Annotated in this window: 16 protein-coding genes; 6 read left to right on the forward strand and 10 right to left on the reverse strand. The window is 66.1% G+C overall.

What is annotated here, in order from left to right; all coding sequences use genetic code 11:
- Window positions 1-3: 3 nt before the first annotated feature.
- Together AC56LR_RS06490 and AC56LR_RS06495 are read right to left on the reverse strand one after the other, a co-directional pair.
- Window positions 4-774 carry a Mut7-C RNAse domain-containing protein gene (locus AC56LR_RS06490; protein WP_497128753.1) on the reverse strand — a complete coding sequence of 257 codons (771 nt, stop codon included), beginning with the start codon at window positions 772-774 and terminating at the stop codon, window positions 4-6.
- Window positions 768-1,556 carry a DUF72 domain-containing protein gene (locus AC56LR_RS06495; protein WP_497128755.1) on the reverse strand — a complete coding sequence of 263 codons (789 nt, stop codon included), beginning with the start codon at window positions 1,554-1,556 and terminating at the stop codon, window positions 768-770. Before AC56LR_RS06495 ends, AC56LR_RS06490 begins: the two co-directional genes overlap by 7 nt.
- A gap of 137 nt (window positions 1,557-1,693) precedes the next feature.
- On the opposite strand from AC56LR_RS06495, the gene trxC reads away from it, so the two are divergent.
- Window positions 1,694-2,137, forward strand: coding sequence for a thioredoxin TrxC (gene trxC / locus AC56LR_RS06500; protein WP_497128757.1), 444 nt, complete (start codon window positions 1,694-1,696; stop codon window positions 2,135-2,137).
- A gap of 76 nt (window positions 2,138-2,213) precedes the next feature.
- Window positions 2,214-2,576: a DUF4870 family protein gene (locus AC56LR_RS06505; RefSeq protein ID WP_497128759.1), complete on the forward strand. Its 363-nt coding sequence runs from the start codon at window positions 2,214-2,216 to the stop codon at window positions 2,574-2,576.
- A gap of 108 nt (window positions 2,577-2,684) precedes the next feature.
- Here the strand turns inward: AC56LR_RS06505 and AC56LR_RS06510 are convergent, their stop codons facing one another.
- The 5 genes from AC56LR_RS06510 to phaC form a co-directional block, all read right to left on the reverse strand.
- Entirely contained in the window at window positions 2,685-10,823 is an 8,139-nt protein-coding gene (locus AC56LR_RS06510; RefSeq protein ID WP_497128761.1) for a VCBS domain-containing protein, read from the reverse strand.
- 199 nt (window positions 10,824-11,022) lie between these two features.
- Window positions 11,023-12,189 carry a cystathionine beta-lyase gene (locus tag AC56LR_RS06515; protein ID WP_497128763.1) on the reverse strand — a complete coding sequence of 389 codons (1,167 nt, stop codon included), beginning with the start codon at window positions 12,187-12,189 and terminating at the stop codon, window positions 11,023-11,025.
- 39 nt (window positions 12,190-12,228) lie between these two features.
- A complete protein-coding gene (rimO, locus tag AC56LR_RS06520; RefSeq protein WP_497128765.1) occupies window positions 12,229-13,695 on the reverse strand; it encodes a 30S ribosomal protein S12 methylthiotransferase RimO in 1,467 nt (488 codons plus the stop codon).
- A gap of 121 nt (window positions 13,696-13,816) precedes the next feature.
- Window positions 13,817-14,383: a polyhydroxyalkanoate synthesis repressor PhaR gene (phaR, locus tag AC56LR_RS06525; RefSeq protein WP_497128767.1), complete on the reverse strand. Its 567-nt coding sequence runs from the start codon at window positions 14,381-14,383 to the stop codon at window positions 13,817-13,819.
- A gap of 351 nt (window positions 14,384-14,734) precedes the next feature.
- Window positions 14,735-16,477: a class I poly(R)-hydroxyalkanoic acid synthase gene (gene phaC, locus AC56LR_RS06530; RefSeq protein ID WP_497128769.1), complete on the reverse strand. Its 1,743-nt coding sequence runs from the start codon at window positions 16,475-16,477 to the stop codon at window positions 14,735-14,737.
- Window positions 16,478-16,532: 55 nt separating this feature from the next.
- On the opposite strand from phaC, the gene AC56LR_RS06535 reads away from it, so the two are divergent.
- Window positions 16,533-16,742 (forward strand): hypothetical protein, encoded by a 210-nt coding sequence (locus AC56LR_RS06535; RefSeq protein WP_497128771.1) that lies wholly within the window; start codon window positions 16,533-16,535, stop codon window positions 16,740-16,742.
- A 25-nt stretch (window positions 16,743-16,767) separates the two neighbouring features.
- Here the strand turns inward: AC56LR_RS06535 and pgeF are convergent, their stop codons facing one another.
- On the reverse strand, window positions 16,768-17,544 hold the full coding sequence (pgeF, locus tag AC56LR_RS06540) for a peptidoglycan editing factor PgeF (protein WP_497128773.1): 777 nt from the start codon (window positions 17,542-17,544) through the stop codon (window positions 16,768-16,770).
- Window positions 17,544-18,572: an RluA family pseudouridine synthase gene (locus AC56LR_RS06545; protein ID WP_497128775.1), complete on the reverse strand. Its 1,029-nt coding sequence runs from the start codon at window positions 18,570-18,572 to the stop codon at window positions 17,544-17,546. The genes pgeF and AC56LR_RS06545 overlap by 1 nt, the downstream gene beginning before the upstream one ends.
- A gap of 98 nt (window positions 18,573-18,670) precedes the next feature.
- Here AC56LR_RS06545 and AC56LR_RS06550 point away from each other — a divergent pair, with 98 nt between their 5' ends.
- The gene (locus tag AC56LR_RS06550; protein WP_497128777.1) at window positions 18,671-19,507 is read left to right on the forward strand and encodes an outer membrane protein assembly factor BamD; all 837 of its coding nucleotides are present in this window, start codon (window positions 18,671-18,673) and stop codon (window positions 19,505-19,507) included.
- Between the two features lie 49 nt (window positions 19,508-19,556).
- Here AC56LR_RS06550 and yaaA read toward each other — a convergent pair whose 3' ends face one another.
- Window positions 19,557-20,324 (reverse strand): peroxide stress protein YaaA, encoded by a 768-nt coding sequence (gene yaaA / locus AC56LR_RS06555; protein WP_497128779.1) that lies wholly within the window; start codon window positions 20,322-20,324, stop codon window positions 19,557-19,559.
- A 47-nt stretch (window positions 20,325-20,371) separates the two neighbouring features.
- Between yaaA and AC56LR_RS06560 the strand changes: the two genes are divergently transcribed.
- Together AC56LR_RS06560 and AC56LR_RS06565 are read left to right on the forward strand one after the other, a co-directional pair.
- Window positions 20,372-20,839 carry a putative toxin-antitoxin system toxin component, PIN family gene (locus tag AC56LR_RS06560; RefSeq protein WP_497128781.1) on the forward strand — a complete coding sequence of 156 codons (468 nt, stop codon included), beginning with the start codon at window positions 20,372-20,374 and terminating at the stop codon, window positions 20,837-20,839.
- 26 nt (window positions 20,840-20,865) lie between these two features.
- Complete coding sequence (locus tag AC56LR_RS06565; RefSeq protein WP_497128783.1) at window positions 20,866-22,023, forward strand: pyridoxal phosphate-dependent aminotransferase; 1,158 nt, start codon at window positions 20,866-20,868, stop codon at window positions 22,021-22,023.
- The last annotated feature ends 79 nt before the right edge of the window (window positions 22,024-22,102 follow it).

Consider the following 22,102-nt stretch of genomic DNA (forward strand, 5'->3'; position numbering starts at 1 on the left):
CTGTCAAGGGTGGGGGTGGAGGGGCGCGGCCAATTCTACATCAGCCAGGCCGGCGAGCAGGCCGCGCATGCGCTCGTAGTGCGAGCCCTTCCAGTAGACACGGCCACAGGCGTCGCAGGTGGTGAATTCGTTCCTGGATTCGGCCACCCGCGGCGGCAGGCGATCGAACACCTCCTCGCGGGCCGCCGCGCGCAAAGGCAGGTTGCAGTGCAGGCAGAGCGAAAAGGGGCGCATGCCGGCGCTGAGTCGCAGCCGCCCGAACAGTTCGCGCAGCTGTCCCGGCGGGTCGATCGCATGCAGGTAGCAACCCAGCTCCACCGTGCGGCGCTTGAGCAGCTCGCGGTCGCGCGTGAGCAGCACCCGGCCGTCCTCGCGCGCGATGCGCGCGATGTCGTCGTCCTGGTAGCCGTTGTCGTACAGCGTGTCGTAGCCGGCCATGCGCAGCAGCCGCGCCAGGGCGCCGAGATGGGCGTCGGCCACGAAACGAGGACGTCCCGCCGGCCAACTGCGCAGCGCCTGCAGCGGCGCGACATCGAACCGGCCGAAGCTTGGGTAGGCGGCGATGCGGTCGCCCTCGCACAGGATGCGCTCGAAGCTGCTCGATTCCCCATTCACCAGCAGCAGCTCGACCTCGGTATGCGGCACGCCCAGCGCCTCGATCATGTGCTTGGTGGTGGCCTCGCGCGCGCATGCCGTGGTGATGTCGCGGCCGCGGCGCTCGCGCGGCAGGAAGTCGTTCAATCCGTCGTAGAAGCGGAAGGTGGCGGTCACCATGGCGCGGCCAGGATGGCATCCCCGTCCAACGGCTGCCCCTCCAGGCCATGCAGCAGTTCCAGCGCGTTCGCCGTCGCTTCCCCGGAGGCGGTGTTGTCGAAGATGCACCAGCAGGTCTTTCCTGCCGCGGCTTGCGCTGCCAGCACGCGCCGCACCGACCCGACGTATTCCGGCGTGTAGCGCGAATAATAGATGCGCGGGCTGCCATGCAGGCGCACGTAGGTCGCTTCGCTGCTGGTCGGGACATGCGGGCCGGGCTGGCCGGCGGCCGGATCGGCGACTACCCGCGTGACGCGGCTTTCGGTCAGCAACTCGGTGGCCGCCTCCGAGAACCAGCTCGGGTGGCGCGCCTCGAAGGCGATGGTGGCGCCGAAGATTCCGTGCAGCTGGCGGAAGAATTCGCGTGCGGTCTCATCGACGAAGCCGAACTTGGGCGGCAGCTGCACCAGCAGGCAGCCCAGCTTCTCACCCAGCTCCCCGGCTTCGGACGCGAACTGCACCAGCTGCTGCTCGACCTTCTCCAGGCGCGCATCGTGGGTGATCGCGCGCGGCACCTTGACCGCGAAGCGGAAATCTTCCGGGACGCAATCGGCCCATCTGGCGTAGGTGGCCGGGCGATGCGGCCGGTAGAAGGACGAGTTGATCTCCACCGCCGGGAACACGGCGGCGTAGCGTTCGAGGTGGCTGCCGGTGCCGGGAAACGCGCCGGCGGAGGCCTTGGGCAGGCTCCAGCCTGCGGTGCCGGCCAGCAGGCCTGCGGGGGCATGGGTGTGGTGCGTCATGGGGGTAAGCAAAATGGCAATAAGGCGATTCTACGAAATGCCGGGCGCCCGCGGCGCATGGCTGGCCGCGGCTGCCTGCGGCGAATGGGCGAATCGGCTTAGAATAATCGCATCACTACTGAACGAAGGAGTACCAGATGAGCGACCCGATCCACGTCGTCTGCCCCCACTGCGAGGCCGTCAACCGCTTGGCCCATGAGCGCCTGCGCGACGCCCCAAGCTGCGGCAAGTGCGCGCAGCCGCTCTTCACCGGCAAGCCGCTCGAGGTCGACGGCGCGCGCTTCGCGAAGCACATCGCACGCAACGACCTGCCGGTGCTGGTGGACTTCTGGGCCGAGTGGTGCGGGCCGTGCAAGATGATGGCGCCGCACTTCGCCCAGGCTGCCGCGCGGCTGGAGCCGGCGGTCCGGCTGCTCAAGGTGGACACCGAGCGCAACCAGGACCTGTCGGCGCGCTTCGCGATCCGCAGCATCCCCACCATCGCCCTGTTCCGCGGCGGCAGCGAGATCGCACGCCAGGCCGGCGCGATGGACGCGCGCGGCATTGCGGCCTGGGTGCAGTCGCAGCTGCCCCACGGCTAGCGCCAATCGGTTATCATTCGAGCAACTGCCGGCGCCCCGACACCGGTTTTTATCGTCCCATTACCTGGAGAACGCCATGTCTCAGCAACTCGTCCTGGACCGCAACGTCGAGGATGCCAAGCAGTTCGCACGCATCCTGTACATCGCGCACGCCCTCACCTTCTTCTTCTCGGTCGGCACCCTGTCGATCCTGGTCCTGATCGTCAACTACGTGAAGCGTCCCGACACCCAGGGCACCATCGTGTATTCGCACCATACCTGGATGATCCGCTCGTTCTGGTGGTACCTGGTCTGGATGGTCGCCGGCGGCGCCCTGTGGATCACCCTGATCGGCATCCCGGTCGCGATGGTGGTCTGGGCCCTGGCCTGGCTGTGGATGGCCTACCGCATCATCCGCGGCTTCCTCGACCTGAACAGCAACAAGCCGATGCCGGTGTAATCCCGCCGCGCAGGCCGTAGAAAAAGGGCGCGCCAGCCAGGTAGGGAACCTGGGTGACGCGCCCTTTATCTTGTAGCAGCCGGCCCGCCGTGCGGGCCGGCCTGGTGCTCAGTAGACCGGGAAGCCGAAGCCGTCCTGGGCCTGGACACCCACCAGCGCGGCCGCAGTGCCCGCGTCGGTGCTGCCATCGAACGCTTCCGCTCCCGGCAGCGTCAGCTCGAGCTTGCTCGAACCACCCAGCAGCTTGACCCACACGCCGCCGTCGAACACGTCCTTGTCGGTTTCCTGGCCTGGCGGCGGTGCGTCTTCGCCGTTGCCCCAGCCGTTGTTGCCGTGGCCGACCGACAGCTTGAACACATCCGATACCGACAGGCTGCCGACCGTGCTGCCGGTGGCCGCGACCTTATCGGTGGCGGTGACGCGCACCTCGATCGAGCTGACCGTCTTGGGCGCCATGCCCGAGAACGTGCCGGTGGCGGCATCGAACTTCAGCCACGACGGCAGGGCCGCACCGTTGGCCAGCTTGGCCGTGTAGGTCAGCGTGTCGCCCTTGTCGATGTCGGTGAAGCTGTTGGCCGCCAGCTGGAACGAGAACGCCTTGTTGAAGTTGATGTACTTGTCGGCCAGCGCTTTCGCCAGTTCCGGCGCGTCGTTGCGGCCCTGCACCGTCACGTCCATCGTCGAGGTGACCGGGGTACGGCCGTCCATCACGGTGTACTCGAAATGATCGACCACGGTGGCGCCGCGGCCCAGCGACTGCACCTTGTCCGTGAGGCTGGCCAGGGCGTAGACGAAGCTGCCGTTGGGCAGGACGGTGAACACTCCATAGTTGCCGAAGTCGACGTCGGTCACCACGCTCAGCGACTTGCCGCTGTCGTTCGACAGCACGTTGCCCAACGCGATGAACTGGTCTTCGGTGATGGTCACGGTATCGGCCTGCAGCACCGGCTTTTGCGCTTCGCCCTGGATGGTGATGTCCAGGTTCGCCGCCTTGCTGGTGATGCCGTCGCTGGCCTTGTAGACGAAGGTTTCGACCAGGGTCTGGCCCTGTGCCAGCGCCTTGACCGCCGCGTTCTCGGTGTTGACCACATAGCTGTAGCTGCCGTCCTGCGCCAGCTCGAGGGTGCCGTAGTTGCCGGCGAACGAGCCGGCGGTCGAGACCTTCAGCACGGCGCCGGTATCGACGTCGCGGTCGTTGGCCAGCACGTTGCCGGTTGCCGCCGTCTTGCCGCCCGCACCGACCTGGGCTGCGTCGGCCACCACCACCGGCGCGTCGTTGGTGCCGGTGACGGTGATGTCGAGGCTGGAGACCACCTGCACCGCGCCATCGGTCGCCGTGTAGCTGAAGGATTCGACTACCTGCTCGCCCTGGGCCAGGGCCTGCACGCGGGCGGCCGAGTTGTCGAGCTGGTAGGTATAGCTGCCGTCCGCCGCCAGCACCAGGCTGCCGTACTTGCCGGCGAACGTGCCGGCGGTGGCGACCTGCAGCTGGGTGTCGGCGTCCGCATCCTTGTCGTTGGCCAGCACGTTGCCACTGGCGCTGCTGCCGCCTGCGACCACGGCTGCGGTATCGAGCGTCACTACCGGCGCCTCGTTGGCGCCATGCACGGTCACCGCGAGGCTGGACAGGATCGAGGCGATGCCGTCGGTTGCCGCGTAGGCGAAGCTGTCGACCACCGACTGGCCGGCGCCGAGGGCGCGCACGGCGGCGCCGTCCTGGTCCAGGGTGTAGGTGTAGCTGCCGTCCCTGGCCAGCACCAGGGTGCCGTAGGTACCCGTGAAGCTGCCCGCCTCGGCCACGTTCAAGGTCGCGCCGGTGTCGAGGTCGGCGTCATTGGCCAGCACGTTGCCGCTGGCCGAGGTCGCGCCATTGCCTGCTACCTGCGCCACGTCGGCCGTGACGCTCGGGGCGTCGTTGGCGCCGGTGATCGTGAACTGCAGGCCGGCGTCGGTCGATGCCGCGCCGTCGGTGGCGGCGTAGGTGAAGCTGTCGACCACGGTCTGGCCCTGCGCCAGCGACTGCACTTTTGCATCGCCGCTGCGCAGGCTGTAAGTATAGCTGCCGTCCTTCGCCAGCACCAGGGTGCCGTAGGCGCCCTCGTAGGTGCCGGGCGCGCCCACCACCAGCCGGGCGCCGGCGTCCGCGTCCTTGTCGTTGGCCAGCACGTTGCCGCTGGCCGCCACGGCGCCGTCTTCGGCCACAGCGGCGGTGTCCGCCGTCACGGTCGGCGCATCGTCGGCGCCGGTAATGGTCACCTGCAGGACCGCTTCCCTGGCGATGCTGCCGTCGGTGGCGGCGTAGGTGAAGCTGTCGACCACGGTCTGGCCCTGCGCCAGCGACTGGACTTTCGGGTCGCCGTTGTGCAGCCGGTAGGTGTAGCTGCCATCCAGGGCCAGCACCAGGGTGCCGTAGGCGCCTTCAAACGTGCCGGGGGCGGCGACCGCCAGCCGGGCGCCGGCGTCGGCGTCGCGGTCGTTCGCCAGCACGTTGCCGCTGGCGTCCATGGCGCCGTCTTCGGCGACCGAGGCCGCGTCAAAGCTCACGACCGGGGCGTCATTGCTGCCGGCGATGCTGATCTTCAGCGAGGAAGCGGTCGTTGCGACACCGTCGGTGACGCCGAAGCCGAAGCTCTCTTCGAGCTGCTCGCCCTGGGCCAGCGCTTGCACACGGGCGTCGCCGCTGTTCAGGGTATAGGCATAGCTGCCGTCGGCCGCGATCACCAGCGTGCCGTAGGTGCCGGCAAAGCTGCCCGGCGCTGCGACGCTCAAGACGGTGCCGGCGTCGACATCGCTGGCCCTGGCCAGCACGTTGCCGCGGGTGGCGACGCCATCGCCCGCTTGCGCGACGTCGGCGGTCACGACCGGCGCATCGTTGCTGCCGGCGATGGTGACCACCAGGTTTGATCCGGTAGTGGCGACGCCGTCGGTGACGGCGTAGCTGAAGGACTCCACCAGCTGCTGGCCCTGGGCCAGCGACTGGACCGCTGCGTTGCCGTTGTCCAGCGTGTAGGTATAGCTGCCATCAAGCGCCACCAGCAGGGTCCCGTAGGCCCCGGCATGGCTGCCTGGCGCGGCGACCGTCAAGACGGTGCCGGCATCCGCATCGCTGTCGTTGGCGAGCAGGTTGCCGCTGGCAGCCGCGCCGTCTTCCGCCACCTGGACCGCATCGCCGCCGGCGCTTGGAGCCTGGTTGGCGCGGGTGACCTTGACTTCGAGGGTCGAGGCCGCCGTGGCGATGCCGTCGGTGGCGGTGTAGTCGAAACGCTCGGTCAGCACGCTGCCGGCCGGGGCCGTCGCAATGGCGGCATCCAGGGTATAGGTATAGCTGCCGTCCTGGGCCAGGACCAGGGTGCCGTAGGCGCCCTTGATGCTGCCCGCATTGGCGACCTGCAGCACGGTGCCCTTGTCGATGTCGGTGTCGTTGGCGAGCACGTTGCCGGTCACGTTGGCGGCCTGGCCTTCGTTCAGTACTGCGCTGTCGAGGCTTGCCACCGGGCCGTCGTTGCTGCCTGCGATCTGGACGTTGACGATGGCGGTCGAGGTGCGGCCGAGGTTGTCGCGGACGGTGTAGCTGAAGCTGTCCTTCAGGGTCTCGCCCTGGGCCAGTTCCTGGAAGCGCGCGCCGATGTCGTACTGGACGGTGTCGCCGCTCAGGACCACGCTCGCGCCGACGGCGGAGCCGCCGACCGAGACGATGCGCGCGGCCGGGTTGGTGTCGTTGGCCAGCAGGTCGGCCACGGCGATCTGCACCACGCCGCCGTCTTCGCGGGCATTGACGCTGTCGGCGAGCGCCACCGGCACGCCGCCAAGCAGGCCGACCATGCCGGCGCGGTCGAGCGAGGCGCCGTTGTCGAACACCACGCGGTTCACGCCTTCGGTCTGGCCGAGCCAACCGGTCAGCACGACGCTGTCAGCGGTGCCCTTGATGGCCAGCACCAGGTCGTTGCCGGACTGGGTGGCGACCAGGTCGCCCTGGACGATATTCGCGCCAAAGCGCAGCACATCGGCGCCCTGGGTGTCGTTGACGCGGTCGATGCCGTCGCCGCGGTTGAAGCGGTAGCTGTCGTCGCCCGTGCCGCCCGACAGCACGTCGTTGCCGGCGCCGCCAGCCAGGGTGTCGTTGCCCGCTGCACCCAGCAGCGCATTGGCGCCGGCGTTGCCGGTGATGAGGTTATCCAGTTCGTTGCCGGCGCCGTCGATGGCGCCCGTCCCTCCCAGGGTCAGGTTCTCGACGTTGGCAGCCAGAGTGTGGCTGACCGTGGCCAGCACCGATTCCACGCCCTCGTCTGCCAGTTCGATGACGCGGTCGCCGGCGTCGTCGACGACATAGCTGTCGTTGCCGCCGCCGCCGGCAAGCAGGTCGGCGCCGAGGCCGCCGTCCACGGTGTCGTTGCCGCCGCCGGCGTTGATGGTGTCGCTGCCGGCGCCGCCGACCAGCACGTTGGCGGCCTCGTTGCCGGTGATGGTGTTGTCCAGCGTATTGCCGGTGCCGTTGATCGCGGCAGTACCAAGCAGGACCAAATGCTCGACGTTGGCGCCCAGGGTATAGGTGGCGCTTGCACGCACGGTGTCGGTGCCGCCGCCCGCCAGCTCGCTGGCCACGTCGGTGGTCACGTCGACGATGAAGGTGTCGTCGCCCGCGCCGCCGGTCATGACGTCGACGCCTGCGCCGCCGTCGATCAGGTTGGCGCCGGCATTGCCGGTGATGGAGTTGGCCAGGCTGTTCCCCAGGCCGTCCAGGTCCTCGACGCCTGCCAGGACCAGGTTCTCGACGTTCGCGGCCAGCACGTAGTCGATGCTCGAGGTGACCGTATCAAGGCCCGCGTTGACCGCTTCGACCACCAGGTCGCCTGCGTCGTCGACGATGTAGGCGTCGTTGCCGGCGCCGCCCTGCAGGTTGTCGGCGCCCGTGCCGCCGTCCAGGGTGTCGTTGCCGACGCCCGCCAGCAGGGTGTCGTTGCCGGCGCCGCCGCTGAGCAGGTTGTTGCCGGTGTTGCCGGTGATGGTGTTGTCCAGCGCATTGCCGGCGCCGTTGATGCTGGTGGTGCCGGTCAGAACCAGGTTCTCGACGTGATCGAGCAGCGTGTAATTGACGCCGGCCTGCACGGTGTCGACTCCTTCGCCTTCCAGCTCGACGGTCACGTCGGCGGTGCTGTCGACGAAATAGGTGTCGTTGCCGCTGCCACCAAGCATGGCATCGGCACCCAGGCCGCCGTTCAGGGTGTCGTTGCCGGCATCGCCATGCAGGGTGTCGTCGCCCGCTTCGCCGTTCAGGCTGTCGTTGCCGTCGCCGCCCACCAGGGTGTCGGCACCAAGGTTGCCGCTGATGGTGTCGTCGCCGCCCTTGCCGTCCAGGATGTTGGCGCCCGTGTTGCCGGTGATATTGTTGTTGAGTTCGTTACCGCTGCCGTTGATGTCTGCCGCGCCCGTCAGGAGCAGGTTTTCGACATTGTCGGTGAGGGTATACGTGATGCTCGACTGCACGACGTCCGTGCCGGCGCCGCCTGCCTCCAGCACGATGTCGCCGTCGTTGTCGACCACATAGGTGTCGTCGCCGAGGCCGCCCGCCAGGCGGTCGCTGCCCAGGCCGCCGTCGAGGCGGTCGTTGCCGGCGTCGCCGTCGAGCTGGTCGTCGCCGCCCTCGCCATTGAGGGTGTCGTTGCCGTCGCCGCCGCTGACGGTGTCGTTGCCACCGCCGGCGTTGACCGTATCGATGCCGGCGCCGGCGCTGGTGATGTTGTTGCCGCTGTTGCCGGTGATCAGGTTGTTCAGGGTATTGCCGTGGCCGACCAGGTCGCTCGATCCGGTCAGGACCAGGTTGTCGGCGTTGGCGGCCAGGGTGTAGTCGATGCTCGACTCGACCGTGTCCACGCCCAGGCTCACGCCTTCGTTGACCACGTCGCCCGCGTCGTCGACCACATAGGTGTCGTTGCCGGCGCCGCCCGACATGGTGTCGGCGCCCACGCCGCCGTCGAGGCGGTCATTGCCGGCGTTGTCGACCAGGGTGTCGTTGCCGAGGCCGCCGTACAGCGCATTGCTGTTGTTGTTGCCGGTGATCGTGTTGTCCAGCGCGTTACCGGTGCCGCTGACCAGGGCATTGCCGGTCAGGGTCAGGTGTTCGACGTTGGCGCTCAGGCTGTAGTCGATGCTCGACTGCACCGTGTCGCTGCCTTCGCCGGCGATTTCGTCCACCACGTCGCCGGCATTGTCGACCACGTAGGTGTCGTCGCCGGTATTGCCGGCCATGCTGTCGGCGCCCGTGCCGCCGTTGAGGACGTCGTTGCCTTCGCCGCCGACCAGGCTGTCGTTGCCGCCGTTGCCGTTGAGCGTGTCGTTGCCGGCCAGGCCGTCCAGGCTGTTGTTGGCGGCATTGCCGTTGATCACGTTGTTCAGGACGTTGCCGGCGCCATTCAGGTCGAGCGTGCCGGTCAGGGTCAGGTTGTCGGTGTTCGCCGTCAGCGTGTAGGTGATGCCGGACTCGACCAGGTCGATGCCCGCGCCTTCGTCTTCGCCCACCAGGTCGCCGCCGTCGTTGACGACATAGGTGTCGTCACCGATGCCGCCCAGCATGCGGTCGGCACCCGCGCCGCCGTCGAGGCGGTCGTTGCCGGCGTCGCCGTACAGGGTGTCGTTGCCGCTGTCGCCATTGAGGAGGTCGTTGCCGTCGCCGCCGTTGACGGTGTCGTCGCCCTCGCCCGCATTGACCGTATCCAGGCCCGCACCAGCGTCGATGGTGTTGGCGCCGCTGTTGCCGGTAATGAGGTTGTTGAGCGCGTTGCCGGCGCCCTTCAGGTCCTGCGTGCCGGTCAGGACCAGGTTGTCGACGCCGTCGGTCAGGATGTAGTCGATGCTCGACTGCGCCGTGTCCAGGCCGGCATTGATGCCTTCGATGACCAGGTCGCCCGCATCGTCGATCACGTAGATGTCGTTGCCGGCGCCGCCCTGCATGGTGTCGGCACCGAGGCCGCCGTCGAGGGTGTCGTTGCCGCCGTTGTCGACCAGGGTGTCGCGGCCGGCGCCGCCCGTCAGCACATTGCTGCCGCCGTTGCCGGTGATCGTGTTGTCCAGTTCGTTACCGGTGCCGTTGGTCGACGCAATGCCGGTCAGGGTCAGGTTCTCCACGGAGGCGCCCAGGGTGTGGCTGACGCTCGCCAGCACGCGATCCAGGCCTTCGCCATCGTTCTCCACCGTGGTGTCGCCGGCATTGTCCACCACATAGGTGTCGTCGCCGGTGCCGCCATGCAGCGTGTCCGCCCCAGCCAAGCCGTCGAGCGTGTCGTTGCCGGCCAGGCCGAACAGGGTATTCGCGGCGCTGTTGCCGCTGATATTGTTGTCGAGTTCGTTACCGGTGCCGTCCACGCCGAGCAGGCCGGTCAGCACCAGGTTTTCCACGTTGTCGGTCAGGGTGTAGCTGATGCTGGCCTGCGTCGTGTCGGTGCCGGAAGCGGCCGCTTCGACCACCAGGTCGCCCGCGTTGTCGACCACATAGCTGTCGTTGCCGGCGCCGCCCATCATCTGGTCGGCACCCAGGCCGCCGATCAGGCTGTCGCTGCCGGCGCCGCCGTTCAGGCTGTTGTTGCCGATGTTGCCGATGAGGACGTTATCCAGGCTGTTGCCGGTGCCATCGATGGCCGCGTCTCCCGTCAGGGTCAATTGCTCGACGTTGTCGCCCAGGGAGTAGCTGATGCTCGAGCGCACGATGTCGTTGCCGCCGCCCGCGGCTTCGCTCACGATGTCGCCCGCATCGTCGACCACATAGCTGTCGTCGCCGGCGCCGCCCTGCAGGTTGTCGGCGCCGCTGCCGCCGTCGAGGCTGTCGTTGCCGGCATTGCCCACCAGGGTGTCGTTGCCGCCGCCGCCGTTCAGGGCATTGCTGCCGTTGTTGCCGGTGATGGTATTGTCTTGCGCGTTGCCGGTGCCGGCGGTGCCGCCGCTGCCCGTCAGGACCAGGTTCTCGACGTTGTCGGACAGCGTGTAGCTGACGCCCGCCTGCACCGTGTCCGTGCCCTCGTCCGCTTTTTCGACCACCACGTCGGCGCTGCTGTCGACCACATAGGTGTCGTCGCCTGCGCCCCCGATCAGGGTATCCGCACCGGCCAGTCCGTTCAGGACGTTGGCGCCCGAGTTACCAGTGATCACGTTGTTGCGCGAATTGCCCGTACCGTTGATGTCGGCCGTGCCCGTCAGGGTCAGGTCGTCGGTGGTCGAATTCAGCGTGGTGGTGACGGACGAGGTAGTGGTGGTCATCGTTTTTCCTTGTGAGCCTTCAGGCAGGCTTTCCCTAAACGCAAGTTAACTTACTATTGGGCAAGTCTAGCATGAAAGTTTCCGCATGGAAATGACTATCCACAATAGCCACAATCATTGCTGGGAAAGCAACGACTACCAGAAAGCTGAGGGCGAAAAAAAACCACCGCGAGGTGGTTTTTTTGCCAACTGTCAGGATTCAGGCGAGCTGATGAAGCGCCTGCTCAAGATCACCGATCAGGTCGGCGACCTCTTCCAGGCCGATGTTGAGCCGCACCAGCACGCCCGCATCCTGCCACCTCGCGCGCATCGCGCGGATCCGGTAAGGCATCACCAGGCTGTTCGGGCCGCCCCAGCTGTAGCCGATGCCGAACAGGGTCAAGGCGTCCACAAAGCGGTCGACCTGCTCTTCGCTGTAGCGCGGGTCGAACAGCACCGAGAACAGCCCGCCGGCGCCGCTGAAGTCGCGTTTCCACACGTCGTGGCCCGGGCAGTCCTCGAAGGCCGGGTGCAGCACCTTGGTGATCTCGGGACGTTCCTTGAGCCAGCTTGCGACCGTGCGTGCGCCCGCGTCATGCGCATCGAAGCGCAGCTTCATGGTCGGCAGCCCGCGCATCACGAGGTAAGCATCGTCCGCCCCGACCCCGTAGCCGAGGCGCATATGGGCCTGCGCCAGCCGGTCGTTCAGCGCACGGTCGCGCGTGATGACGGCGCCCATCAACAGGTCCGCCCCGCCCGACTGGTATTTGGTCAATGCGTGCATGACGATGTCGGCGCCGACGTCGAAGCCGCGCAGCGCCAGGCCGGCAGCCCAGGTATTGTCCAGCGCGACCGGCACGCCCCGCTCTTTCGCGGCCCGGCAGATCGCGGGCAGGTCGGGCACTTCCATCGACACCGAACCGGGCGCCTCGGCCCAGATCAAGCTGGTGTTCGGTTGGATCAGTTCCGCGATGCCGCTGCCGATCATCGGATCATAGAAACGCGCCGTGATGCCGAAGTCCTGCGACAGCCAGCGTCCCAGCTCGCGGTTCGGGTTGTAAACATTATCGGGCAGGAGCACGTCGTCGCCGTTTTTCAGCAGCGCGAAGTCGATCATCGCGATCGCGGCCAGGCCCGAAGGCGCGAGCAGGCAGTGCTGGCCGCCCTCGATATCGGCCAGGCGTGCTTCGAGCGTAAACGTGGTGGGCGTGCCGTGCAGGCCGTAGGTATAGCCGGTCTTGTCCTTCCACTGGCTCGAGCGCATGGCCGCCACGTTCTCGAACAGGACGGTCGAGGCGTGGTGGATCCCGGGCGGGAAGGCATCGAAGCCGGTGGGCGGCGTGTAATCGCTGTGGATCAGGGAGGTCTTGACCGACTTCTTCTTCATGCGATTGCGCCCTCGCGGCTTCGGTTGGTCAGTGCTGGATCAGGCGACGCTGGCCCACAGGTCGTGGGCGTCCGCCTTGGTAATGACGACGTCGATGAACTGGCCGACGGTCGGTTTGGCCTTGCCCGGCGTGAGCGAGCGCTTGATGTGGACCACGCCGTCGATTTCCGGCGCGTCGGCGCTCGAACGTGCAATCGCTTCGCGTGCGCCGACTTCGTCCACCAGCACGCGCATGGTGCGGCCGACCTTGGCCTGCATGCGTTTGAGCGAAATCTCTTCCTGCAGCAGCATCACGCGCGCACGTCGCTCTTCGCGGATCGCTTCCGGCACCGGATTGGCCAGCTCGTTGGCGGTCGCGCCTTCCACCGGCGAGTACGCAAAGCAGCCGAGGCGGTCGATCTGGGCTTCGCGCAGGAAGTCCAGCAGGTATTCGAATTCTTCTTCGGTCTCGCCCGGGAAGCCGGCGATGAAAGTCGAGCGGATGGTGAGGTCGGGATTCATCTTGCGCCATGCCAGGATGCGGTCGAGGTTCTTCTCGCCGCTGGCCGGGCGCTTCATGCGCTTGAGCACATCCGGGTGCGCGTGCTGCATCGGGATGTCGAGGTAGGGCAGCAGGTGGCCGTCGCTCATCAGGGGAATCACCTGGTCGACGTGCGGGTACGGATAGACATAGTGCATGCGCACCCAGGCGCCGTGCTCGCGCGCCATCTCGCGCAGGGCTTCGGCCAGCTGGGTCATGTGGGTCTTGACCGGGCGGCCCTTCCAGAAGCCGAGCTTGAACTTGACGTCCACGCCGTAGGCGCTGGTGTCCTGCGAGATCACCAGGAGTTCCTTGACGCCGGCCTTGAACAGGTTTTCGGCTTCCTGCAGCACCTCGTGGATCGGGCGCGACACCAGGTCGCCGCGCATCGACGGGATGATGCAGAAGCTGCAGCGGTGGTTGCAGCCTTCGGAAATCTTCAGGTAGGCGTAATGCTTCGGGGTCAGCTTGACGCCGGTATCCGGCACCAGGTCGAGGAAGGGATTGTGCTGGGGTCTCGGCAGGTGCAGGTGGACCGATTCCATCACTTCGGTCACCGCATGCGGGCCGGTCACGGCCAGCACTTTCGGGTGCACCTTGGTGATGATGTCGTCCCCTAGGGCATCCTTCTTCGCGCCCAGGCAGCCGGTGACGATCACCTTGCCGTTTTCGGCCAGCGCCTCGCCGATCGCATCGAGCGACTCCTGCACCGCGGCGTCGATGAAGCCGCAGGTGTTGACGATCACGAGGTCGGCGCCGTCATACGAGTTGGCGGTCTGGTAGCCTTCGGCGCGCAGCTGGGTGAGAATCTGCTCGGAATCGACCAGCGCCTTCGGGCAGCCGAGCGAGACGAAGCCGACCTTCGGCGCCGCCACGCCTGCGGCCGGGCTCGGAATGACGAGCGCGGGAGCGATGGCGGGAGCGACCCTGGCTGCCGCGTTGGCGGTGGCGGAGTCGAGGATCGGGTTACGGCGGAGTTCAGTCATGGGCGGTTGCAAAGATTCTGGGCAATCCGCGATTGTACCTGAAGCGGGTGGCCCAGTCGAACCAGCCTTGACGTTTCGCCGGCGTCCGCAACAGGGCGTGCGGGCCGGCGATGACGGATGATTACTTCTTGTCCGTCGGAGGCGGAACGATGCCCGGGAAGGGGAAGGCGCCGAACATGGCCTTGGATTGGCTTTGCATCTGTTCCTGCATCTGGATGAACAGGTTCTTCGACTGGTCGATATAGCTGTTCATCATGCCCTGCATCATCGGGCCCTGAACGTTCATGAACTGGGTCCACATTTCCGGGCTGAAGGGCTTGCCCTCGACGGCGCCGGCGGCGCTGCTGGTGAACTTGTTCTGGATGTCGGTGAAGGCCTGCACGTTCTTTTCCAGGTAGGAACCCATCATGCCCTGCATGGCATGGCCGTAGTAGCGGATGATCTGCGACAGCACGGCGCTCGAGAACATCGGGGCGCCGTTGGCTTCCTCTTCCAGGATGATCTGGAGCAGGATCGCGCGGGTCAGGTCTTCGTTGCTCTTGGCGTCGACGACGGTGAACTCGTCGGCGTCGAGCACCAGCTGCTTCACGTCGGTCAGGGTGATATAGGAACTGGTCTGCGTATCGTACAGGCGGCGGTTCGGATACTTCTTGATCAGGCGTTCTGCACTCTTTTTCGTACTGCTCATCTCATGTCTCATCGTTGTGCGCTGCGGCAGGCTGTGCCGCGCGCTATTTTTTTTAGTTTAGGCCAAAAAACCGGCTCCCGTCCTGTACCGCCGAGCCGGATATTGCCCTACGGGACGAACAAGATCTAACCTTACCACGACCCGCGCGCAGGTGCAGCAATTATTAGACTGCTCATGTTCGTGGGTGTTTTGGCAATGGGATCCGGGGGAAGGCGGCCTGGGAACTGCCGCAAATCGTAGGGTGGGCGGGTTTCCCGCCCGCGCGTTCAAACCGTCTGGGCTCCGTAAAATGGTATCCCTGGTCACGCACTGGTTGAACGCGCGGGCGGCAGAGCCGCCCACCCTACGGGTTCAGTCTGCTCGGGCTTTGACGTAGCTGCCCGGCGCCGGTTCGGTCGGCTGGTAACGTTCATTCCCAAACGCGCTCGGCGCCGGCACATCCGCCCCGCCATGTTGCGCTAAAAACTTCGCCCACTCCGGCCACCAGCTGCCCTTGTTCTCGACCGCCCCGGTCATCCAGGCCTCGGCCGTCTTCGGCCGCTGCTTGCCGGTTTTCTCGTTGACCCAATAGCTGCGCTTGCCCTTCGAGGCCGGATTGATCACCCCCGCGATATGCCCCGAGGCGCCCAGCACGTAGCGGTTGGCTTTCGGATTCTTCGGATTGAGCAGGTCCATCGACGCGAACGCCGCTTCCCAGGGGACGATATGGTCTTCCTTCGAGCCGTACAGGAAGACCGGCGCATCGATCTTGCCCAGGTCCACCGGCACGCCGCAAACCGTCAAGGCGCCGGGCACCTTCAGCTTGTTTTCCAGATAGGTATTGCGCAGGTACCAGCAGAACATCGGCCCCGGCAAATTGGTGCTGTCGGCGTTCCAGTACAGCAGGTCGAAGGCCGGCGGTTCCTTGCCCTTGAGGTAGTTCTGCTGCACGTAATTCCACACCAGGTCGTTCGGGCGCAGGGCCGAGAAGGTGGTGGCAAGGTCGCGGCCCGGCATCAGGCCGCCCTTGGCCAGCTTCTGCTCGCGCTGGGCCACCTGGGTTTCGTCCACGAAGACGTCGAGCACGCCGGTGTCGGAGAAGTCGAGCAGCGTGGTCAGCAGCGAGACGCTGGCTGCCGGCTGCTGGCCGCGCGCCGCCAGTACCGCCAGCGCGGTCGCGGCGATGGTGCCGCCCACGCAGAAGCCGAACACATGGGTTTTTTCCTGCCCGGTGATGTCGCGCACGACCTCGATCGCCTTGATGGCGCCCGTCTCGACGATATCGTCCCAGGTGATGTGGCCCAGCGACTGGTCCGGGTTACGCCACGAGACCATGAACACGGTATTGCCCTGCTCCACCACGTAGCGCACCAGCGAGTTTTCCGGCTGCAAATCCAGGATGTAGAACTTGTTGATGCACGGCGGGATCATCAGGAGCGGCACCGCCTTGACGGTCGGCGTGCTCGGGGTGTACTGGATCAGCTGGAACAATTCGTTCTCGAACACCACCTGGCCCGCCGAGTTGCCGACATTGCGGCCCACTTCGAAGGCCGATTCGTCGGTCTGCGAGATCCGGCCTTTTTGCATGTCCGTCAGCATATTGCTCAGGCCCTTGGCCAGGCTCTCGCCCTTGGTCTCGAGCAGCTTCTTTTGCGCCTCCGGATTCGTGGCCAAGAAATTGGCCGGCGACATGGCGTCGACCATCTGCTGCACCGCGAAACGGATTTTCTGGCGCTCGCGCGGGGCGGCTTCGACCGCGTCCGCCAGGGCCAGCATGAACTGGGAGTTCAGCAGATAGGACGCAGCCGAGAAGGCCGACATCGGATTTTCCTGCCATTCCGACGCCGAAAAGCGCTTGTCGTGCAGTTCCGGCTTCTTGCCGACCATGAAATCCTGCCACAGCTGGCCGGCGCGTTTCAGGTAGTCGTTGCGGATGCTTTCCAGCTGGGCCGGCGCAATGCCTGCCCCGAACTCCTTGAGCAAGCCGGCCAGCGGATTGGCCCCGCCGACGGGCGGCGTCATCTGCGGCATCGTCATCCAGCCCTGCCAGACCGTCGGGTCGGCGAACTGGGACATCCAGGTTGCGGCGAAAGCTTGAGGGTCGGGCATGTTCATGTGGGCGTCCGTTGGTAGAATCAGCGTTTTAATGTCTTGAATTCAAGGGAACATCATGTGGATCGTCGCAATTGCCTGGGTGTATGTCGTCGCATTGATGGCTGCAACCGAACCGACCATCGTGCATGGCCTCATGACTTTCCTCTTCTATTGCGTGCTGCCATTATCCCTTGTTTTTTATCTCACAGGGTCAAAACGGCGGCGTGCGCGGCGGGAGCTGAAGTCGCAGCAAGAAGCGGCCACGAAAGCCGCCGGCGGCAGCTGAAGATGCTCGTCCAGCCCCGCCCTGTTCACTTCATCCAGATCAAACTGGCCTGGCGGCCGGTGACGTGGTCGCGCCGGTAGGAATAAAAGCGTTCCGGCGCCGTGGCCGTGCACATGCCGCCGCCGTGAATGCGGGTGATGCCCTCGCGCGCCAGAGTCAGGCGCGCCAGGGCGCCCATATCGGCCCAAAATTTTGCCGGTTGGTCAAATTTTGGCGCAAAGGCTGCCAGCGTGGCGTCGCCCGGCAGCGCCGCCGTGAAGGCGTCGACCACGTCCTGCCCCACCTCGAAAGCGGTCGGGCCGATGGCCGGCCCCAGCCAGGCAGTGATCTCGCCGGCGCCGGCCGCGCGCATCGCGCGCACCGTCCCGCCCAGCACACCGGCCGCCAGCCCGCGCCAGCCGGCATGGGCCGCGCCCACCACCTTGCCCTCGAGATCGGCAAACAGCACCGGCAGGCAATCGGCCGTCATCACGGCGCACACCAGGCCGGGGGTGGAGGCGATGCTGGCGTCGCCGGTGCGCACCGGCGCATCTGGCCCGACCGTGCTTGCATCGACCACCTCGGCGCCATGCACCTGCGCGATCCAGGCCGGGCGTCCCGGCAGGAAGGCCCGCAGGCGCTCGCGGTTGACGCGCACGGCCTCCGGATCGTCGCCGCAATGCAGGCCCAGGTTCAGGCCGCCCCCACCCTTGCCGTCATCGTAGGGACCGGTGCTGACCCCGCCATCGCGGCTGGTCGCGAGCGCGCCGACCGAAGCCGGCAGGTCGGGCCAGTCCGGCCAGACGAGATCGGCGTGCTTCATCAGTCTTCGGCGTTCGCGTCGCCCGGCTCGGGCATGCCGGCGCGTGCGATCAGCTCGGCGAAGTCGGCGGCCAGCGGCACCGTCCATTCGCATGGCTCGCCGGTGGCCGGGTGCACCAGGCCAAGGCGGCGCGCCTGCAGCGCCTGGCGGTGGAAGACCGGGGTCAGGTGCTGCTTGCCATAGGTCGAATCGCCGATCAGCGCGAAGCCCAGGTGCTGCATGTGCACGCGGATCTGGTGGGTGCGGCCCGTTTCCAGGTTGCAGCGCACCAGCGAGACCGGACGGCGATCGAGGGTGCCGGTGGACACCAGCTTGTAGTGGGTGATCGCCGGCTTGGAGAACGGGCTCGACGAGACCGCCATCTTGATACGGTCTTTCGGGTGGCGGCCCATGCCGGCATCGATGGTGCCGCGCAGGCGCGGCGTGCCCCAGACCAGGGCAAAGTATTCGCGCTTGACGGTGCGCGCCTGCAGCTGGCGCACCAGGTCGGTCTGCGCGGCCAGGGTCTTGCCGACCACCATCAGGCCACTGGTGTCCTTGTCGAGGCGGTGCACGATGCCGGCGCGCGGCACGCCCACCAGTTGCGGGGCATGGTGCAGCAGGCCGTTGAGCAGCGTGCCCGACCAGTTGCCGGCGCCCGGGTGCACGACGAGGCCAGCCGGCTTGTTGACCACCAGGATGTCGTCGTCTTCGTAGACGATGTCCAGTTCCATCGCTTCCGGCGTGAAGGCCGTATCTTCCGGCGCGGCCTGCGGCTCGATGACGACCGTCTCGTCGCCGTAAGCGGTGTCCTTGCCGCGCGCGGTCTTGCCGTCGACCTTGACGAAGCCGGCCTCGAACCACAGCTGCAGGCGGGCGCGCGAGAATTGCGGCACCAGGCCCGCGATCACCTTGTCGAGGCGCTGGCCGCAGACCTCGGGCGTCAGGTGCAGGGTGATCGGCGACGCGTCGATGCCCGGATGGGCGAGCTCGAAGCCACCCTCCAGGTCGTCATCAAGATGCGCCTCCAGATCAGGGTCAAAAGGCATTTCCGCCGAATTCGGCGCAGGAGTTAATATCACGTGAGTCCCATCGGCTATAATCAGCCGTTCGTTGAATCTAGGTAAAACATTTCTTGCAAAGAGCTATGCAAAAAAAATTGTCTGTGTTGGTTGCCGCTTGCGCCTTTGTCGGCCTGTCCGCGTGCAGTATGCTGCCGGAACGTTCGGATGACACCAAAAATTGGTCAGCGGAGAAATTATACGCTGAGGCGCGCGATGAGATGAATGGCGGCCACTATGAAGCGGCAATCAAGCTGTTCGAGCGCCTTGAATCGAACTATCCGTTCGGCACCTATGCCGCGCAGGCGCAGATGGAAATCGCCTACGCCCATTACAAGGCCCAGGACCAGGCCGAGGCCCTGGCCGCGGTCGAGCGCTTCATCAAGCTCCACCCGAACCACCCGCAGGTGGACTACATGTACTACCTGCGCGGCCTGATCAATTTCAACGACCAGTTGGGCTTCCTGAGCTTCATCTATTCGCAGGATCCGACCGAGCGCGACCCGAAAGCCACGCGCGAAGCCTTCGCCGCCTTCAAGGTGCTGGTCGATAAGTTCCCGAACAGTAAGTATGCGCCGGATTCGATCTCGCGCATGAACTACCTGGTCAACGCGATGGCGCAGTACGAAGTGCACGTGGCAAATTACTACTACCGCCGCGGCGCCTTCCTGGCTTCGCTCAACCGCGCCCAGGCCGCCGTGAAGGACTACAGCGACGCCCCGGCGCGCGAAGAAGCCCTGTTCCTCATGATCCGCGCCTACGACAAGCTCGGCATGCCGGTGCTGCGCGACGATACCCAGCGCGTGTTCGTGGCCAACTACCCGAACAGCCGCTTCCTGAACCCGAACGCCGCGGGCGATGCGCCATGGTGGAAGTTCTGGGCCAAGTCGGGTCCGAAGCCGTCGCCGAAAGACGCGCTCTAAGCACTTGCCTGGCTTGCGCGGCCGGTGTCGAACCGGCCGCGCTGCTTTTTCAATCGGTCCTGCGGCGGAACACCCAGTTGCGTTCGCTCGAGGCGGCGGCGTCGAAGGCATAGCCGTCGAGGTCGAAACCCTTGAGTTTCTCCGGATCCTTGATGGCATGCTGGGCCGCGTAGCGCGCCATCAGGCCGCGTGCGCGCTTGGCGAAGAACGAGATGATCTTGTACTTGCCGTTCTTCCAGTCCTCGAACACCGGAGTGATGACGGGTACATCGAGCAGCCTGGGCCTGACCGACTTGAAGTATTCTTCCGAAGCCAGGTTGACCAGGGCCTTCGCTTTCGCCTCTGGAATCTGCCGGTTCAGCGCCTCGGTCACGCTGTCGCCCCAGAACGCATACAGGTTGCCGCCGCGCGCATTCGGCAGGCGCGTGCCCATCTCCAGCCGGTAGGGATGCATGCGGTCCAGCGGCCGCAGCAGGCCGTACAGGCCCGACAGGATGCGCACATGGCGCTGGACGTAGTCGAGTTCCTTTGGGCCGAAGCTGCGGGCATCCAGACCGCCATACACGTCGCCATCGAAGGACATGATGGCCTGGCGCGCCCTGGCGTGGTCTTCGCCCCAATGGGCGTAGCGCGAGACGTTGAGCATGGCCAGGTTATCGGACAGGTCCATCAGTTCGGCTATGCCGGCGGGCGAATAGGCGCGCAGCACGTCGATCAGCTCGTGTGCCTGCGGAATGAATTCCGGCGTACTGTGTTTCCTGGTGGTGCTGGGGGAATCGAGATCGAGGGATTTGGCGGGCGACAGGACAATCAGCATCGTTTCAAACAGCTTTGCTCAAGTAAATTCAAAAAAATATTTCCGCCATGATACCCGTTCCAAGCAAACCCATCGTCATCGACACCAATGTCTGCCTCGACCTGTTCGTGTTCCGCGATCCGCGCTGGGCCGATTTGCTTGGCGCGCTGGAGTCCGGCGAGGCCCAGGCCGTGACGCGCGCCGACTGCCGCGACGAATACCTGGCGGTGCTGCGCTATCCGCATCTGCCGCTCGACGAAGCCTCGCGCGCCGTGGCTGCCGCCCGCTTCGACTCCCTCTTGCAGGTGGTCGCGCCCGACGCGAAGCATGTGCGCCTGCCGGTCTGCACCGACCGCGACGACCAGAAATTCCTGGAACTGGCGCGCGACGCCGGCGCGGCGGTCCTGATCACCAAGGACAAGGCCTTGCTCAAGCTGAACCGGCGCACCACGCGCGAAGGCATGTTCCGCATCATGCTGCCCGAAGCCTGGCTCAAGGCGCGGATGAGTGAACAACAGGCCGGCGCGCTAGAATAAGCGCATCGTTTTCAGCTCTTCATGCCATGACCACTCCCGTACTGCGCACCCGCCTGCCCCAGGTCGGCACCACCGTCTTCACCCGCATGTCGCAACTGGCCCTCGAGCACAAGGCCGTCAATCTGGGCCAGGGTTTTCCCGATTTCGACTGCGACCCGAAACTGGTCGACCTCGTAAACGACGCCATGCGCGCCGGGCATAACCAGTATCCCCACATGGCCGGCGTGCCGGCGCTGCGCGAAGCGATCGCCGCGAAGATCGACGCCTTGTATGGCCGCCGCTACGACGTGGCCGGCGAAATCACCGTCACCACCGGCGCCTCGCAGGCGATCCAGAGCGCGATCCTGTGCAGCGTGCACCCGGGCGACGAGGTGATCGTCATCGAACCGGCCTACGACTGCTACCTGCCGGCGATCGCCCTGGCGGGCGGCGTGGCCGTGCCGGTCGCGATGCGCCTGGGCGAGGACGGCTACAGCCTGCCCTGGGATGCGGTGGCGGCCGCCGTCACGCCGCGCACCCGCATGGTCGTCATCAACTCGCCGCACAACCCCACCGGCTCGATCCTGCGCGCCGCCGACCTCGAAGCACTGGCCGGCATCGTGGCAGGCACCGACATCCTGGTGCTGTCGGACGAGGTCTACGAGCACATGGTGTTCGACGGGCAGCAGCATGAATCGGTGGCCCGCCACCCGGTGCTGGCCGAACGGGCCTTCGTCATCTCGAGCTTCGGCAAGACCTACCACGTCACCGGCTGGAAGGTCGGCTACGTCGCCGCGCCGCTGGCGCTCATGACGGAGTTCCGCAAGGTCCACCAGTACAACGTGTTCACGGTGAATACGCCGATGCAGCACGGGATCGCGGCCTACATGGCGGACCCGCAGCCCTATCTCGATCTGCCGGCCTTCTACCAGGCCAAGCGCGACCTGTTCCGCGCCGGACTGGCCGCTTCGCGCTTCGAGATGCTGCCGTCCGACGGGACTTACTTCCAGTGCGTGCGCTATGGCGCCATCTCGGACCTGCCGGAAGCGGAGTTTGCGACATGGCTGACGGTCGAAGCGAAGGTCGCGGCGATTCCGGTGTCGGCGTTCTACAGCCGGCCGACCGAATCGGGAATCGTGCGGTTTTGTTTTGCGAAGAAGGACGAGACGCTCAAGAAGGCGCTGGAAAGTTTGTCCCGGCTCTGACCGTAGGGTGGGCAGGGTCAAACAGTCCGGTGGCCTGTTTTACGCCCGCGCGTTCAACCCGAGCGAGATCTGTCGCATC

The organism is Telluria sp. ZT3P39 (genome assembly GCF_059685935.1).

Coding starts and splice junctions, on each gene's coding strand:
- trxC (WP_497128757.1), top strand. CDS start 1,694: ATGAGCGACCCGATCCACGTCGTCTGCCCCCACTGCGAGGCCGTCAAC.
- yaaA (WP_497128779.1), bottom strand. CDS start 20,324: ATGCTGATTGTCCTGTCGCCCGCCAAATCCCTCGATCTCGATTCCCCC.
- phaC (WP_497128769.1), bottom strand. CDS start 16,477: ATGAACATGCCCGACCCTCAAGCTTTCGCCGCAACCTGGATGTCCCAG.
- AC56LR_RS06565 (WP_497128783.1), top strand. CDS start 20,866: ATGACCACTCCCGTACTGCGCACCCGCCTGCCCCAGGTCGGCACCACC.
- rimO (WP_497128765.1), bottom strand. CDS start 13,695: ATGACTGAACTCCGCCGTAACCCGATCCTCGACTCCGCCACCGCCAAC.
- AC56LR_RS06495 (WP_497128755.1), bottom strand. CDS start 1,556: ATGACGCACCACACCCATGCCCCCGCAGGCCTGCTGGCCGGCACCGCA.
- AC56LR_RS06550 (WP_497128777.1), top strand. CDS start 18,671: ATGCAAAAAAAATTGTCTGTGTTGGTTGCCGCTTGCGCCTTTGTCGGC.
- phaR (WP_497128767.1), bottom strand. CDS start 14,383: ATGAGCAGTACGAAAAAGAGTGCAGAACGCCTGATCAAGAAGTATCCG.
- AC56LR_RS06505 (WP_497128759.1), top strand. CDS start 2,214: ATGTCTCAGCAACTCGTCCTGGACCGCAACGTCGAGGATGCCAAGCAG.
- AC56LR_RS06535 (WP_497128771.1), top strand. CDS start 16,533: ATGTGGATCGTCGCAATTGCCTGGGTGTATGTCGTCGCATTGATGGCT.
- pgeF (WP_497128773.1), bottom strand. CDS start 17,544: ATGAAGCACGCCGATCTCGTCTGGCCGGACTGGCCCGACCTGCCGGCT.
- AC56LR_RS06510 (WP_497128761.1), bottom strand. CDS start 10,823: ATGACCACCACTACCTCGTCCGTCACCACCACGCTGAATTCGACCACC.
- AC56LR_RS06515 (WP_497128763.1), bottom strand. CDS start 12,189: ATGAAGAAGAAGTCGGTCAAGACCTCCCTGATCCACAGCGATTACACG.
- AC56LR_RS06490 (WP_497128753.1), bottom strand. CDS start 774: ATGGTGACCGCCACCTTCCGCTTCTACGACGGATTGAACGACTTCCTG.
- AC56LR_RS06560 (WP_497128781.1), top strand. CDS start 20,372: ATGATACCCGTTCCAAGCAAACCCATCGTCATCGACACCAATGTCTGC.
- AC56LR_RS06545 (WP_497128775.1), bottom strand. CDS start 18,572: ATGCCTTTTGACCCTGATCTGGAGGCGCATCTTGATGACGACCTGGAG.